Raw genomic sequence first — 17,046 nt, 5'->3', positions numbered from 1 at the left:
AGTGTTGAATTATAAGAATTAAAAAAGATATACACATATAAACACCCTTAATAGTAATAATAAATTTATATATAAAGAATTATGAAATGTATTGTTAAAAGTGAAGATATCCAAAAAGCAGTATCGATGGTAGAAAGAGTTACAGGTAAAAATCTTACATTACCAATACTTTCTGGTATTAAAATAGAAGTAAAGAAAAATAAAATAATACTTAAAGCAACAAATTTAAATATTGGTGTTGAATATGAAATAGACGGTCAAATAGAAAAAGAAGGAGAAACAGTTGTTCATGGCGTCACTTTGAGCGGAGCTATATCAAATTTAAAAGCAAAAGAAAATATAACATTAGAGAAAAAAGATTCAATTCTTAAAATATCTACAAAAGCTCAAAATTCAAATATAAAAGTACTTGAGGATGATGAGTTTCCAATACTTCCAAAAGTAGAGGGTCAAAATATAATTATTTCTAGTAAAAAACTTTATGAAGTTATAAAATCAGTATCTTTTAGTGCATCACTTAGTGATATAAAACCAGAAATAGCCAGTGTTTATATTTATATAGAAAATGGACATCTTATATCCACCGCTACAGATTCTTTTAGATTAGCTGAGAAAAAAACACTACTTAAAAAAACAGATGACATAGAAGGGATAATTATTCCTATAAAAAACTGTGGAGAATTACTTAGAATTTTAGAAGAAATAAATAGTGATGTTGAACTTATTATTTCTAAAAATCAAATATCTATAAAATCTGAAAAAATATATTTTACAACCAGGATTATAGACGGAGTATTTCCTGATTATAGACAAATAATTCCAAAAGACTCTAAAACAAGTGCAACTATTTTGAAAAAAGATTTTATAGATGCATTAAAAACATCGACTTATTTTACAGATAAATTCAATAATATAAATATTAAAATTCTTCCAACAGATAAAAAATTTGTAGTAGAAACAAAAAACCCAGACGTTGGAGATAGTGTTATAGAAATAGACGCTGTTATAAAAGGAGACAAATTAGAAGCTAGTTATAATTATAAATACATATTAGATTCACTATCTTTTATAGAAGATGACTCTATTATTATCTCTTTTATGGATGAAAATAAACCAATGGTTATAAAAGGAAATTCTGATAAAAGTTTTCTTTATCTAGTAATGCCACTCAATAGATAAAATGAAAGAAGAACACATAGAATCTTTTTTAAAAAAAATAAAACAAAGAATAAATTATTATTCTAAAGATAAAGAAATTATTTTAAATGAAATAAAAAACCAACTAGGTTTTGAAATAGATCAAAAAATAAAAGATATCAAAATAAAAGATGGAGTTATTTCTATAAAAATTTTTTCAGGACCAGAAAAAGTTTTTCTAAAAACAAAAAAAGATGAGATTATAAAAAATCTAAAAAACAAAACCGAGAAAGAATATTTTGTTTTAGATATTTTATAAAACTAATTTATAACAGTTATATATTTCTCATCAGAAACCTTGTTATAAACAGAGTCCGTTGCAGAAACGGATATTTTTACATCACCACTAAAACCAAAGTCCATAGGTGAGAATGAATAGCTGTAAGGTTTTGTTTCATCTACTCCCAAGAAAATACCATTTACAAAAAAGCTAACAGAATCTATTGGATATTTAGAGTCGGTATCGACATCTATTTTTACATTACTAGTGTTTGAGAATATTTGATAATTATTTATGTTTGATATTTCTATATCAGGTATGTTTGCCTCAGTGTGTACATCATCAAAGAATCCCGGTTTATCTCCAGAAAAAACTTCTGGATATTTATAAGCATTTTGAGCCCACCAGTTTTGAACAGCAGTTTCCCAACGACTATATTGTGAGTCACTTTCTGGATTTATAGGAGATGGCCCCGTTGGATCACTTTTATTTATCCAATGAAGTATTGTATGAACATTTGTTATTATTTTTTCTTCCTTTGTTTCTTCAGGGGTTAAGTTTGTTGCTAGTCCTCCAGATATTGTGTCGATAAAGAATGATTCTCCACCCTGCCAATAACCTCTAATTATAGGTTTAGTTGTTTCATTATAAGAAATAATAGGTTCATCAAAATAAGCTATAGGTTTATCTTTCAAATATTCATTCATAATAGCGTTGAAAGACGGACCAGATATAGAAGAACCTTTTTTCATAGAGGTGTTGTCGTTGTTACCACTCCACACAGCAACTACAACATCCGGAGTATAACCAACAAGCCAAGCGTCTCTGTTGTTGTTTGTGGTACCTGTTTTACCAGCTACTGGTCTATCTCCAAAATATAGGAATGATGTTGGACCAAAAAGAGGTGTTCTAGCAACGTTGTCTGACAAAACATCGTTTATAAGAGCAGCTACGTTTCTATCTAGAACTGTTTCTGGTTTTGGAGCGTAAGATTCCAAAACTGTTCCATCTTTTCTTTCTACACTTAGTATTCCTGTATAAGGATTTCTAACACCTGCGTTTGCAAATACTCCATATGCAGAAGCCATTTCAAGAGGGGAAACTTCACCACCTCCCAAAACAAGAGTAAGTCCATACTGATCTTTTTCTCCGAGAGATGTTATACCCATTTCTTTTGCTGTTTTTAGGGAGTCAGTAACACCAACCAAATAAAGCATTTTTACCGCTGGAATGTTTCTTGATTGAGCCAAAGCATTTCTCAAAGTAAGTGGCCCTAAATAAGCGCCATCATAGTTGCTTGGTTTATAACACTTGTCTTGAGAAACAGTCACAGCGTTGCCATATGCGTCACAACCAGCCTGGAACTCTGTAGGTACATCAAAAATCGCTGTATCAGGCGTATAACCCTTTTTAAAGGCTGTTGCGTATACGAACGGCTTGAATGATGAACCAGGTTGTCTGTAAGCAGTAGCGACGTTGAAACTACCATCTATTTCTTTGTCGAAATAATCTCTAGAACCAGTAAGTGCCAATATATAACCAGTCTTTGGATCTATAGCAACAGCAGCTTGATTCTCAGCACCCCAAGATTCTTCGTTTTTTATAGCATTTTCTTTTACTGTCTCTTCAACTTTTTTCTGAAGCTCCCAATCTAGTGTAGTTATAACTTTTAATCCACCAGACTCAACCATATCTGTTCCATATTTTTCTTCCAAAAGAGACTTAATCATAAAAACAAAATGAGGAGCCTTTATACTGTTTGGTTCTTGTGGGATGAAGGCAACTTCTTCTGTTATTGCCGCGTCATATTCTTCCCTTGTTATATAATTTAGGTCTAACATTCTACTTAGAACAAGATTTTTTCTCTCTTCTAATCTGTCTCTATGTTCACCCCTTGGTGAATAGTATGTAGGAGCCTGCGGTATTGCTGCCAGATAAGCAGACTCAGCTATAGTTAGTTCAGCTGGATCCTTCCCATAAAATGTTTCAGAGGCTTCTTTTATTCCATAAACAACACCACCATAAGGTGCTTCGTTTAGATATATGGTTAAGATTTCATCTTTTGAAAGTTTTTGTTCAACTTTTACTGCCAAAATAACCTCTTTTATTTTTCTAGAAATTTTCTTATCTGTTGTAAGAAGTGTGTTTTTTACAATTTGCTGAGTAATAGTTGATCCTCCTTGAGAAAGAGAGCCACTGCTCAGGTTTGCAAAAAGAGCTCTTATTATAGACGTTGGTCTTATACCGGAGTGTTCATAAAATTTCCAGTCTTCTATTGCCACAGTTGCATTTTTTATATTGTCACCCATTTCCTCAAAAGGTATAACCGTTCTTCTTATATCTTTATTTACATCATAAAGGAGAACCTCTCCAGTTGAGTCATATATTTTTGTTGAACTAGCCACTTTTCTCTCTTCAAAAGCGCCAAAATCAGGTATTTCCATTGTAGAAGCCCAGATAATACTAGAGGCTATTCCAAAAAGGACAAAGCTTCCAAATCCAAAAAAAAGGATCTCCAAACCATGTCTTAACTTAGACTTTTTTCTTTGCATAAGGAAAATATACCACGAATATGATATATTTTCCTTATGTCACAGAAGATAAAAGAGGATATTTTTGAAAGGGGTATTTCATCATTTATAGACCCAAACGGAGATTTCAAAGAAAAATTGACCAATAGTCCAGAAAAGGTAGTTATAAAATTTGGAGTTGATCCAACAAGGCCAGACATTCATCTGGGCCACGCGGTGGTTTTGTTGAAGCTTAGAAAAATGCAAGATCTTGGCGCAAAGGTTATTTTTCTTATTGGAGACTTCACCTCTCTTATTGGAGACCCAACAGGAAAAAGCAAAGTTAGACCCGAGATAGACCAGAAAGAGGTTGAGAAGAATATGAAGACATATCTTGCTCAAGTTGGGAAAATACTAAAAACAGATAAAAAAGTTTTTTCATGGATTAGAAACTCCGACTGGTTTCTGTCACCTGCCGACATAGAGCCAAAAGATGGAATATTGATAAGGATTTTAAACAGGGGAATAAACCCAAAATCTTTGGTTGGTAAAACAATTCTGTTTAGCGAAACAAGGATGCAAAAGAAAGTTCTGAACAAAAAAGAAATATTAACTATAACAATGGCATCTTTCTTGAGAACCCTCAGAAAACTAACACACGCAAGACTTATAGAAAGGGACATGTTCCAAGACAGACTCAATAAAGGTGATGAGCTTTTTATGCACGAGATGATGTACCCAGTTCTTCAGGGTGTAGACTCGTACGCCCTCTCAAAAATATATGGGTCATGTGATCTAGAAATAGGGGGAAATGACCAAACATTCAATATGATGATTGGACGAGATGTTATGAAAATGAACAATCAGTCACCCCAAGCTGTCATGGCCATGAATGTTTTGGTTGGAACAGACGGTAAAGAAAAAATGTCAAAAAGTCTAGATAACTATATCGCTATTACAGATGAGCCTTGGGATATGTATGGAAAAATAATGTCTATTGGAGACTCTTTGATAGGTGAGTATTTTGAGCTTTGCACATTTACACCACTTTCTGACATAGAACAAATAAAAAAACAAGTTGAAGCCGGAGAAAATCCAAAAGAGTTAAAAATGAGATTAGCGAGAGAAATAGTTTCTATATATCACGGAGAAGAAAAGGCCAAAAAAGCAGAACAAGACTTCATAAATAAATTTCAAAAGAAAGACAATATAGATAATTTCATAGAAATAAATAAGGACTCCATAGTTGAATCTTTACTAGAAAAACAAATAGTTTCTTCTAGAAGCGACCTTAGAAGGCTTGTATCACAGGGTGCCATAAAAGATATAGAAAGCGATCAAAAGATAGAAAATATAGAAGACTTGAAAGAAGGAAAAAAATACAAAATAGGCGCAAAGAACTTTGTAGAAATAAAATAAAAAGACCCCGATCGGGGTCTTTTTATTTTGTATTAGTCTTCGTCCTCGTCGTCTCCTCCAAAGTCCATGTCGTCGTCTTCATCATCTCCCATGTCTTCAGATTCTTCATCAAGATCGTCACTTTCTAATTCATCGTCTTCAAGCTCAGAATCCAGTTCTTCCATTTCTGGGTTCAACTCTTGATCTTCGTTGTAATTTTCTTCAAAATCGCTCATGTTTTTTTGAAAAATTATTTTATTAATAACTCGATAAACTATTTTGTACCAAAACCAAAAAAGCTTGGCAAGTCGAGTCTATGCTTTTTGTGGAAAAGTCGAAAGAGTACTGGTTGTAAGCGCTATCGCTATGGCGTCAACCTCGTCGTCAAGCATCTTTTTTTCTGGAAAAGCTATTATTTTTGGAAGTATTTTTAAAATCGCCTTTTTATCAGAGGACCCAGAGCCTGTCACAGAAAGTTTCACTGTTTTTGGGTTTACCTCTATTACATCAAAATCATAAGAACCCAAAACCTCGAGTATCACACCCCTTACACCACTTACTAAAACAGCAGTTTTTTGATTGTTTGAAAAAAGAATACTTTCTACACCAACAATATCCGGTTTTTCTTTTTCAAGTATTTTTACAAGCTCGCTTCTTATGTAAGAAAATCTTTTTGGATGAGTTTCTTTTTTATCTGTAGTTATTGTTCCAGAGTTTAGAATAACTTCTTTTTGACCAGGGTTTTTTTCTATAAAAGCAAAACCAAGACGATCAAAACCTGGATCTATGCCCATTATTTTCATATTATTTTTTTTCAAAACCCAAGTGCTGAAAAGCTTTCTTTGTCGCGACACGACCTCTTGGAGTTTTTTCTATAAAACCTTCTTGTATTAGATATGGCTCAACAACATCTTCTATTGTGGCTTCATCTTCCGACAGAGCAGTTGCGATTGTTGTTAGTCCTACTGGTCCACCAGAAAACTTGTCGATTATTATTTCTAGAACTTTTCTGTCGAGTTCAGAAAGTCCATACTCGTCTATCCCTAGAAGTGATAGCGCTAGAAAAACAGTTTTTTTGTCGAGTGATTTTTTGTGAACCTGGGCGTAATCACGACACCTTTTTAAAAAGTAGTTTGCTGTTCTCGGTGTAAAACGAGATCTTTTGGCGATTTCCAACAAAGCTTCTTCTTCTATTTCTATACCAAGTATTTTTGCAGACCTTTTTATGATTTCTGCTATTTCTTCTGTTTTGTAAAAATCCAATCTAAAAGATCCTCCGCCAAACCTAGATCTAAGTGGGGCAGAAAGTAATGCAACTCTTGTGGTTGCTGCAACAAGAGTAAAGGGTGGCAGGTCAAGCTGAATACTTCTTGCAGACGGACCTTTGCCGATTATTATATCTAAAACACCAGACTCCATAGCGGGGTATAGAACCTCTTCTATCATTTTGTTTAGTCTGTGTATCTCGTCTATAAACAAAATATCTCCCTCAGCAAGGTTTGTAAGAAGTGAAGCCAAGTCTCCAACTTTTTCTATTGCAGGACCAGAAGTTATTTTGAGATTTCTTCCAGTTTCTTTTGCGATAAGGTGTGCGAGGGTTGTTTTACCCAAACCCGGTGCACCATAAAACAAAATATGTTCAGCTGTGTGACCGCGCTCTTCTGCTGCTTTGAGTAGTATTTTCAGGTTTTGTTTTATAGATTCTTGGCCTATATATTCTTCCCAATTTGATGGCCGAAGTACTGTGTCTAGATGATCGTTTTCTTTCATATGGGTAAATTGTATCACGAAAAAATAACCTTTCACCCAAAAAGAAAAAACCGTAAATCTCTAAACAATCCTTAATCTGCTTCTGCGAAACTAAGTAACAGTGTCTCAAAGGATAGTCCCAGGAAAGAAAATTAATTCTCACCAAGACGTCCTCCTTGAAACTGTAGAGGCAAGGCCTGATTGCTTAGAGATTTACGATCTCTTCAAAAAATAAAAGCCATATAAGTATAAAATCTTGTCAAATAATTGACAAAATCTAAAAGTTTATATGTTTGTGGAATCTCTGTGGAGAAACCAATATTCTTGTGGAAAACAACAAAATATTTATTTACTTACACAGTATAGCAAATAGAATGATTCTTGTCAAGTCTTAATCCTTATACAAATCAACTGTTTCTGCCACCTCTTCAAAACTAGTTACCCCAAGAAGAACCTTTATTATCCCGTCTTCTTTCATGTCCAATAAGCCTTGTTTATCAGATATTTCTTTTATTTCTCTCTCGCTTGGGTTGTTTGGGATTATTTTTTCTAGTTCAGGGTCTCCCATATACATGGCTTCAAAAATACCAATTCTACCTTTGTAGCCTATGCCACTGCATTTATCACAACCAACAGGTTGGTAAACCTTTATTTCCATATTTTCATTTATTCCATAGTCAGAAAAGTTTTTTCCTTCTGATATACCGTCTTTTATTATTCCTCTAACCAGGTTTTCTTTTTCTTCGTCTAGAGAAACTTCTTTCTTGCAGTTTTCACAAAGCTTTCTTACAAGTCTTTGGGCGATAGATAGGTTTAGAGAAGACGGGATTGTTTTTGGGTTTACCTCAAGATCAATAAGTCTAGGTACAACACCAGCAGCGTTGTTTGTGTGTAGTGTTGAGAAAACAAGGTGCCCAGTAAGAGAAGACTCTACTGCTATTTTTGCAGTCTCGGCATCTCTTATCTCACCAACCATGATTATGTCTGGGTCTTGTCTAAGCGAACTTCGAAGTCCCTCTAGAAACGTATAACCTTTTTTATTGTCTACTTGTGTTTGTGTTATTCCACGCAAGTGATACTCGATAGGGTCTTCTATTGTTATTATTTTTTTCTCAGGAGAGTATATTCTCTGCAAGAACGCGTATAGTGTTGTTGTTTTACCAGAACCAGTTGGACCAGTTAAGAGTATTAGTCCGTTTGGTTTTGCGATTTCTTTCTCGATTATAGTGAACAATCTTTTGTCTATTCCGAGGTCCTCTAGTTTTGTTTTGATTGTGTCTGGGTCAAGAAGTCTCATAACAATAGATTCTCCATATGCTCCGGGGATTATAGAGGTTCTTATATTTATTTCTTTCTCTTCGATGTTTATACTAAATCTTCCGTCTTGGGCGATTGATTTGAGTGTTAGCTTTACTCCAGAAAGAAGTTTGATTCTAGAGTTTAGAAGCTTGTATATATCATGGCTTATGTAGTGTATATCGTTTAGTGCACCGTCTAGTCTGTATCTTATCTTTACCATTTCTTCTTCTGGTTCTATGTGTATGTCAGAAGCATTTGTCGCGATTGCTCCACCAAGAATTATTTCCAAAATAAGAGAAACCTTGTGAAGCTTGTCTTTGGATGCTTCCTCTAGGATTTTTGGTATATCTGAAACAGAAGAAATTCTTTCTCTGTATGAGAGTAGGGTTTCTCCAGATATGTCTAAACTTCCACCTCGAGTTTCTTTGGAAATAGAAAGTTCTTTGTATCTTTCCCAAACTTTTTCTGCAGAGGCGTGACTAATCATGTATAGATAAACTGTGTAGTTTTTTCTTTCGATTGATTCAACTATTTTTGAGATGTTTTCATTGTTTGGAGACAGAACACCTAGATAAATATTTTTTCCTATTAGTTTAAAAGGAGCAACGCCAGACTCTTTTGCTTCTTTTTCATCAACAAAACGAAGTGCTGCGTTGTCTACAACAACTTCTCTCAAATTCATATAGGGAAGATTGTACTTGGCCTCGGCCAAGACCTTCACAAGATCCTCTTCTTCTTCTTTTTTTAAGTCATTTAGTTTTTTGAGTTGTATATCACTATCACCAAGTGGCATGGGTTTATTTTATCACAAAAAGCCTTGTTTTTAGGGCTTTTTACTTGGTGTGATAGGGGATACCACTCTCCTTGACACAAAGCTATAAATGTGATAATATCCTCTCGAATAAAAACAAAACTTGCACAATGAAAAAACTCATCTTTATGGTCTTTTTCTGCCTCGGATTGGCAGAGCTGACCAACGCGCAGAATTCGCAATATGCGTTTTCTGCCGAGACACTTACTTTTAATGCATGGCAGGACCAGGTTTTGGGTAAAACCACCTGGAAGATTCGTCAACCTCGCGATAAGTACCTTGAAGAGATCCAAAAAAATCTCCAAAAGGCGGTAAACACCCACAAGCTTGTAGGTGTTGGCGTTATCACAAAGGACGTCGTCTTGGATGCGATCAGGAATGCCTACGTGGCTTACCTTGACCCATCAGACAACCCAAAAATCGCCGGTTACAAAAATGGCCTGGTTGATTACTCTGACAGACCTGATTTTGATGAAACTACAGCGTTTGCTGTGGTAGATATCAAAGATCAGACGGGTAAGATTGTAACAGTGGTGTTGGACAAGATATCTTGTGCCAACCACACTGACTACTCCTTCCTTAAAGAGGATCGACAGCTCGCAACAATCCCACCGCCTTCTGGCGACGGGGAAGTTGAAAAAACATCGACCTCTGGGGATGCCAAGGCTACAGCTACCGCTACAGCCAGTGCAACTGTCACCGGGTTTCCTCAACAGGTAACCAATAACTACTATGGTGGTTATGACGGTTATGGATATCCTACTACCTACGGTAACGGATATTTCCAGGCAGGCTACGGCTTGAACTACGGATGTTCATCCTACTTTGGTTCCAGTTTTGGCTGGGGCTACGGGTGGAACGGATGCGGTTCTTCGTGGGGTTATGGGTGGAACAATTGTTATCCTTCTGGTTACGGAAACTACTGCAGTCCTTACTACAGTACGCCGTCGTACTATGGAGGTAACTACACCTACAACTACACGTACAATTACAGTGATGATGATTACACCTACAACGGTGGTGATCATTGGAACTGGAATTGGAACTGGCACAACAATGGTGGCGGTTCCGGTGGTGGAGACACAGTTGTTGATGTTCCTGACGATCCTATTGTTTGGAATCCTGATATCCCGGACGATATTGGTGATGCTGGAGATGTTTCTGGTGGATCCGGAGGAGATTCTGGATCAACTGGAGACGGAAACATACCAGATGATAATGGAAGGTTTGGTCAGTTTGCAGGCAATCTTTCTGGCAAGGTTCGTAACGAATCAGCCAATAAGGAGTCTGTGGCTCATCCTATACAGATTGTCGAGCAAGACAACCTGGCAGGTAAAAACCAGTTTGAGAGCAGTTCCGGTCTTCAGTTCGGCAATATTACCCCTCGTGGTGAAGTTGCAACGGTCAGCCCCGTTATTCCAATAGGGGATCAAGGTGGTCGTCCTGGTACAAACCAGACGAGCTATCAGGTTTCTACAGAATCGGTTCCGACCGTAGTTCCACCCAGTCAATTTATTGACCGGTCTGGAATGGCATCAATGAATCCCAGTGTTGGTGTATCAGGAGTGACAATAGTTTCTCCCGAAAAGTATCTGGGTAGTGGTTTGGCTTCCATGGGCACCAGCACTCCTTATCAGGATGCAGGTGTTCGCACGGTTGATCCAAGCTTGGCGATGAATTTGGAGAACACAGAAAATCCCACAAGGGATAATTATGTGCCTAAATACGTACCAAACACCGAGTATTCTACTCGAGATAGACAGGCATACGATCCGGATCCCACAATGAAGGAAACAAGAGAAAGGAATAATTATTCCACTTCTCTTCCTTCGGCTCGGTACCAGGAACAGCAAAAGCAGGTTTGGGCAACTCAGCCGAGGAACCAAAACCAGCAAAAGCAGGTTTGGGCAACTCAGCCGAGGAACCAAAGCAATCGGGTAATAAGATGAGCCCAAAAGTCTCTTCCAGAATGTCGCAAGATATGCTGGAAGGGACCCTTTTTTAAGCTTTTTTTGACAAAAGAAAGTTTAAAGAGAGGGTATTGACGCCACTATAATATAGTGGTATAATATACTTATAGGTTGAAGAAATTAGAAGCCTTATTATTATTTTTATTTATGAAAAAAATTATCAAAAAATTCGTTTTTGTCCCAATGGTCATCATGGCCCTTTTTGGACAAGCCGGAGTAGCTAGCGCTACTTGGACATACCTAAACACTGATCCAGCAGATTTCGATACTGTTACAGTTAGAAACTCTACTGTCGGTGGTGGTTGTACAGACTGTGCTGACTGGTCTAGTGTTACAAGCGCAGAAGATGGCGATACTATTGCTATTGCTTTCTACTACCACGTAACTGGTCCTGTAGCTGCAGACGATCTTAGATTCCTACTTGATACACCAAGTGGAGTTTCTGAGACATCTTCTTCTGTTACTGTGAAAGGTACAGTGGTTGCGGACAACGCATCTGCTATATCACAAACAGTTACAGTAAATATCTCTGGAGGAGGAAAGCTTGTTTACAAGCCCGGATCTGCAAAGTGGTATCCTGATCAACTAGATACTTACACAACACTTCCATTCTCAGAGTACGATTTGTTTAGTGCTTCAGGTGGAAGCGTGGGTACTATCGGTACTGGTTGGGCGCACCAAGGTTCTCTTGTTGTTCAATATACAGTTAGCGGTAGCACAACTGCTCCAGAAGTTGTAACAGAGAGTGCAACAAGTGTTGACTCTAGTGATACAACTCTAAATGGGAGTCTTACATCCCTAGGAGGGGCTTCTTCTGCAAGTGTTTACTTCAAATGGGGAACATCTACAGGTTCTCTTACAAACACAACAAGTACTTCAACAAAATACTCTACAGGTTCTTTCTCAAAAGAAATAACCGGACTTTCTGAAGGCACAACTTACTACTTCCAAGCTGTTGCCTCTACGGGCTCAGGTACTGATTACGGTACTATCAAGAGCTTTTACATCTCATACGACGGATCAGGTAGTGGAGATGACAACCAAGATTTCGACGTAGACACTCTATCAGCAAACTCTATAGAAGACGACAGAGCTGATCTTAGAGGAAAGGTTTATGCCGGAGACTATGATGTCGATAGTTGTTGGTTCGAATGGGGATATGACGATAGTATCTCTGACCTAGATTACACAAAATATGCAGACTGTTCTGTAAATGACGGAGACACTGAAACAGTAGAGGAAACTCTAACTGGTCTAGATAGTGACGAAGTTTATTACTACAGATTCTGTGCAGAAGACGATGATGGAGATGAAGAGTGTGGATCTATCGAAGACTTCAGAACAGATGACAACAACGGTTCATCATATTCTAGCGGAGATGATGCTCCACAAGTTGTAACAACAATCGCAAAAAGTATAACAGCAAACTCTGCTCAGCTAAACGGTCTTATGGTTGACGCTGGTGGAGAAACTAGCTACGGATTCTTCGAATGGGGACCATCTACAACACTAGCGTTTACTACTTTTGATCAAACACTAGGTGATGACGATGATGTTTCTTTCTGGAACACAGTTACAGGACTTGCACCAAACACAACTTACTACTTTAGAGCTTGTGCAAAAAACGGCGAAGGAACAGATTGTGGAGACATCCTTACATTTAGAACTCTTGGACTACCTGTTGTAACAGTTTCTAGTCCAGTTGTTACAAACCCAGTTGTTATAAACACAGGTGTTGTAGCGGGAGTTTCTACTGGAAATGGCAACGGTTCAAACCTACTTATGCTTACAATCGAAGCAGGCGAAAGTGATGTATGTTACAGAGATGAAGTTGACTATGTAATCGAATGGGAAAATATCTCAGGAAGAGATCTAGACGACGCTGTACTACAAATCGCTCTTCAAAAAGGTGTAAAGTTTGTTGACACTTCAAGAGGTGACTATATCAATGACGATCACATGATTATCTACGAAATAGGAAACCTAGATAGAGGTGAAGATGGAAGAATGACTATAACTCTTTCTATGACTGACAGACTAGAAACACAAGAACCACTAGTTACTACAGCGCTTATGGCATTTACAGATTCTGAGACTAGAGCTCAAGAAGACGTGATAGCATATGAGCTTCAAGATGTATCAAGATGTGGAAGCGCACTAGGAGCATTTGCTCTCTTTGGAAACAGCTTCCTACCAAGCACACTTATTGGTTGGTTGATTATCGCTCTACTAATACTAGCTATAATCATAATTGTTAGAACTTTCTACAAGAAAGACGAAGACAAGCTAGCACCAGTAGTAGTTTCAAATGATAGAAACAACTCTGGCCCAACAAACCTACCAGGAGCTAGAATGTAATAACTACAAACTCAAAAAACCAGTCCTACTAAAGGGCTGGTTTTTTGTTGTATACTTTGTCTATGGAATATAGTTTAGATGAAATAAAATCTGTAGCAGAAAGTTTGATAAAAAAAGCTATAGAGAAAAAAATAGATGGTTTTGCAACAATACTTCTTCTAGAAGGAGAACTCGGCGCCGGTAAAACTACCCTTGTTCAAAATATAGGCAAAGTTTTTGGTATAGAAGAAAAGATCGCCTCACCGACATTTGTTATACAAAAAAGATATGAGATAAAAAATTCTTCTTATGAACTAGACACCATGGTTCACATGGATGCATATAGACTCGCAGAAGAAAAAAACCTAGAGGTTCTAGACTTTGGCAAGATTATGAAAAACGAAAAGAATTTTGTTGTTATAGAGTGGCCAGAACTTATAAAAGAGCATCTTCCAGAGAGTGCACTATGGATAAGGCTAGAAATAAAGGGTGAAAACGAAAGGGAAATAGTGTTCAAATAAACCTTTGACTTTTTTCTAAAAAGTTATATAATATAGGCAAATAAAATACACGAACCATGAAAAATATTTTTTTCATCTTTGCGATGATTTTTGCTGTTTGTGCCAATGCGCAGACGGCAACACTCTCTTTTGAAGAGGTTTCTCCCGATATGAGTATGAAAGAACAAAGGAAGACGGGAAACTGGATTTTTCCAGTTGATTGCCAAAAAGAAGGAGCAGCAATGCTTTACCGAAAGGCAACAGCAGAGTTTTATTACTATAACACTGTTTTGGGGGATACTTCGTGGAATATGATTTATAGTGTTCCTTCTGGAGGCTGTGAATCACAGACCACTACAGACTTTCTGTATGTGGTCCACCCTAACCCTGAGAATGAGTGGGGGCCGTGGCTGTTTCTAAAAGTCTCTCTTTTTACCGGAGAAGTCACAGAGATGCTTGCCAGAGATGGAGGAAAAATGACGACTAAAGAGTGGTATTTTTTTGTAAGGCTACAAGAAAGGGCCAAAAAGGAAGAACTTTCCTCTCTCTGAAATTACAAAAGCGTTGCTTCGGCAACGCTTTTTTTCTTTGTTTCAAAAAGGTATTTTGCGGGTTATAATGTAGTTTAGAAATGCCAAAAACCCCCAAAAAACAAAGGAAAACAATGGTTGTTCTGGATTCTCATGCAATCATTCATAGGGCTTATCACGCTCTTCCGGACTTTTCTACCAGAAGCGGTGTTCCAACCGGAGCTCTTTATGGTGTCTCAAACATGCTTATCAAAATAATTCAGGATTTTTCTCCTGACTATATTGTTGCCGCATATGATCTTCCTGGCGGCACATTTCGCCACGAAAAGTTTGACGACTACAAAGCGGGTAGAGGTAAGGCCGAACCAGATCTCATAAGACAAATAGATGACTCTAGAAAGATTTTTGCAGCTTTTGGTGTGCCGATTTATGAAGCACCTGGATTTGAGGCGGACGATATTATAGGAACTATTTGCAAACAAACAGAGAAATCCGACACAGATATAATAATCGCCTCTGGTGACATGGATACGCTACAGCTTGTAGAAAAAGGGAGGGTCAAAGTTTATACACTCAGAAAAGGAATAACTGACACAGTTTTGTACGACGAAAAAGCTGTAAAAGAAAGATTTGGTTTTTCACCAGAACTACTTCCAGATTACAAAGGTCTTCGTGGAGATCCATCTGACAACATCCCTGGAGTGAGGGGTATAGGAGAAAAAACAGCAGAAACTCTAATAAGCGGAGTTGGCGATCTCGAGTCTATATATAAAAAAATAGAAAAAGACAAAAGTGCACTAGATAAACTTGGAATAAAAGAAAGGATAATAAATCTCCTTCTAGACTCAAAAGAAGAAGCATTTTTTTCAAAAGAACTCGCAACAATAAGAAAAGATGCGGAGATAAAGTTTGTTTTTCCAAACAAGGTTTTCGACGAATCTCTTGATCTTGAAAAGATAAAACAAGTTTTCCTAGAGTTTGAGTTCAAGTCTTTGACCACAAGAGTAAATAATCTTTTTGGACAAAAAGGTGAAGATGGAGAAGTTATAACTACAAAAGAAAATATAAATATAGACGAGATTTTGCTAGAAAAATTACAGATAGCATTTTGGCTTATAGATTCTCAAAAGACAAAACCTACACTAGAAGATATATACGCAACCTATAAAGTATACGACATAAAAGAAGCAGAAAGAGAAATAATATCAGAGATAAAAAAATCAGGACTAGAATATGTTTTGGGCGAGATAGAGCTCCCTATAACAAAAATAGTCAAAAGCATGGAAGAAAGAGGAATACTTGTAGACAAAGAGTATCTTTCCAAGTTAAGTGTCGATTACCACAAAAAACTCGATAAACTAGAAAAGGAAATATGGAAACTGTCTGACATTGAATTCAACATAAACTCACCAAAGCAACTTGGCGAAGTTATATACGACAAGATGGGGCTAGTTCCTTCTTCTGGAAAAAGAATAAGCAAAACAAGTGGTGGGGCAAGATCAACAAGAGAATCTGAACTTGAAAAATTATTAGACTCACACCCTATAATAGAAAAAATATTTGAATACAGAGAGCTCCAAAAACTCTTGTCGACATATGTAGACACAATTCCAAGTTTTATAAAAGAAGATGGAAGAGTCCACGCAAAGTTTAATCAGTGTGGCACCACTACGGGTAGGTTTTCTTCCCAAGATCCAAACATGCAGAATCTTCCAATCAAAAGCGAACTAGGGAAAAATATAAGAAATGCTTTTGTTGCCACAGAGGGATATACTTTTTTGTCTTTTGACTATTCACAAATCGAACTTCGAATAGCTGCGCTTTTATCAAAAGATGAGTTTTTTGGAGGAGTTTTTTCTAGCGGCAAAGACGTTCACAGCGCTGTTGCTTCCAAAATGTTTGGCTTAAAAGAAGAGGACGTAACTTATGAAATGAGAAGACGGGCCAAGGTTATAAACTTTGGAATTCTTTATGGTATGGGAATAACCGCTCTTCAAAAAAATCTAAAAACAACAAGAAAAGAAGCAGAAGAATTTTATAACAACTATTTTGAAGAGTTTCCAGAAATAAAAAACTATCTAGAAGAAGTGAAAACTTATGCTAAGAAAAATGGTTTCACTACAACCTTGTTTGGAAGACGTAGATGGTTTCCGGAACTAAAATCTAGAATTCCATACATAGTTGCTATGGCAGAAAGGATGGCGATAAACGCACCGATACAAGGAACATCTGCTGACATAATCAAAATAGCTATAAAAAACGTTTCTCAGAAAATCAAAGAGTCAGGGTTAGAAAAAGATGTTTTCTTGATCCTGCAGATACACGACGAACTTATTTTCGAGGTAAAAAAAGAATCTTTAGAAAAAGCAAAGAAAGTTATAGAAGATGCAATGACAAACCCGATACCAGAGAAATTTTTGGAAGGATATCCCAATATACCAATTGTAGTAAATAGCTCAGAAGGGGACTCTTGGGGTAAACTTGCTTAAGAATTATAGGAGAGAGTATAATTATAAATAGAATCA

The 17,046-nt window shown here is 36.8% G+C and carries 13 protein-coding genes; 8 read left to right on the top strand and 5 right to left on the bottom strand.

Annotation, left to right across the window (positions count from 1 at the left end):
- Positions 1–81: 81 nt before the first annotated feature.
- On the top strand, positions 82–1,179 hold the full coding sequence (gene dnaN / locus H6791_02820; GenBank protein ID USN94664.1) for a DNA polymerase III subunit beta: 1,098 nt from the start codon (positions 82–84) through the stop codon (positions 1,177–1,179).
- Position 1,180: 1 nt separating this feature from the next.
- Positions 1,181–1,456, top strand: a complete 276-nt coding sequence (locus H6791_02815; protein ID USN94663.1) for a hypothetical protein — start codon at positions 1,181–1,183, stop codon at positions 1,454–1,456.
- Positions 1,457–1,458: 2 nt separating this feature from the next.
- Here the strand turns inward: H6791_02815 and H6791_02810 are convergent, their stop codons facing one another.
- A complete protein-coding gene (locus H6791_02810; protein USN94662.1) occupies positions 1,459–3,969 on the bottom strand; it encodes a PBP1A family penicillin-binding protein in 2,511 nt (836 codons plus the stop codon).
- Between the two features lie 36 nt (positions 3,970–4,005).
- Between H6791_02810 and tyrS the strand changes: the two genes are divergently transcribed.
- The gene (gene tyrS, locus H6791_02805; GenBank protein USN94661.1) at positions 4,006–5,346 is read left to right on the top strand and encodes a tyrosine--tRNA ligase; all 1,341 of its coding nucleotides are present in this window, start codon (positions 4,006–4,008) and stop codon (positions 5,344–5,346) included.
- 32 nt (positions 5,347–5,378) lie between these two features.
- On the opposite strand, the gene H6791_02800 is transcribed toward tyrS, so the two are convergent.
- From H6791_02800 to H6791_02785, 4 genes are all read right to left on the bottom strand, one after another.
- Positions 5,379–5,561 carry a hypothetical protein gene (locus tag H6791_02800; protein ID USN94660.1) on the bottom strand — a complete coding sequence of 61 codons (183 nt, stop codon included), beginning with the start codon at positions 5,559–5,561 and terminating at the stop codon, positions 5,379–5,381.
- 78 nt (positions 5,562–5,639) lie between these two features.
- A complete protein-coding gene (locus H6791_02795; GenBank protein ID USN94659.1) occupies positions 5,640–6,128 on the bottom strand; it encodes a crossover junction endodeoxyribonuclease RuvC in 489 nt (162 codons plus the stop codon).
- Between the two features lies 1 nt (position 6,129).
- The gene (gene ruvB / locus H6791_02790; protein ID USN94658.1) at positions 6,130–7,095 is read right to left on the bottom strand and encodes a Holliday junction branch migration DNA helicase RuvB; all 966 of its coding nucleotides are present in this window, start codon (positions 7,093–7,095) and stop codon (positions 6,130–6,132) included.
- A 370-nt stretch (positions 7,096–7,465) separates the two neighbouring features.
- Complete coding sequence (locus tag H6791_02785; GenBank protein ID USN94657.1) at positions 7,466–9,166, bottom strand: type II/IV secretion system protein; 1,701 nt, start codon at positions 9,164–9,166, stop codon at positions 7,466–7,468.
- A gap of 818 nt (positions 9,167–9,984) precedes the next feature.
- On the opposite strand from H6791_02785, the gene H6791_02780 reads away from it, so the two are divergent.
- The 5 genes from H6791_02780 (at position 9,985) to H6791_02760 (ending at position 17,010) form a co-directional block, all read left to right on the top strand.
- A complete protein-coding gene (locus tag H6791_02780) occupies positions 9,985–11,133 on the top strand; it encodes a hypothetical protein (GenBank protein ID USN94656.1) in 1,149 nt (382 codons plus the stop codon).
- Positions 11,134–11,301: 168 nt separating this feature from the next.
- Positions 11,302–13,512 carry a hypothetical protein gene (locus H6791_02775; GenBank protein USN94655.1) on the top strand — a complete coding sequence of 737 codons (2,211 nt, stop codon included), beginning with the start codon at positions 11,302–11,304 and terminating at the stop codon, positions 13,510–13,512.
- Between the two features lie 62 nt (positions 13,513–13,574).
- On the top strand, positions 13,575–14,012 hold the full coding sequence (tsaE, locus tag H6791_02770; GenBank protein USN94654.1) for a tRNA (adenosine(37)-N6)-threonylcarbamoyltransferase complex ATPase subunit type 1 TsaE: 438 nt from the start codon (positions 13,575–13,577) through the stop codon (positions 14,010–14,012).
- A gap of 56 nt (positions 14,013–14,068) precedes the next feature.
- Entirely contained in the window at positions 14,069–14,542 is a 474-nt protein-coding gene (locus H6791_02765; protein USN94653.1) for a hypothetical protein, read from the top strand.
- 80 nt (positions 14,543–14,622) lie between these two features.
- On the top strand, positions 14,623–17,010 hold the full coding sequence (locus H6791_02760; GenBank protein ID USN94652.1) for a hypothetical protein: 2,388 nt from the start codon (positions 14,623–14,625) through the stop codon (positions 17,008–17,010).
- The last annotated feature ends 36 nt before the right edge of the window (positions 17,011–17,046 follow it).

It is taken from the genome of Candidatus Nomurabacteria bacterium (assembly GCA_023898605.1).
Lineage (GTDB): Bacteria > Patescibacteriota > Minisyncoccia > Phycocordibacterales > UBA9973 > HK-STAS-PATE-34.
This window is presented reverse-complemented; position numbering and strand designations above follow the sequence as displayed.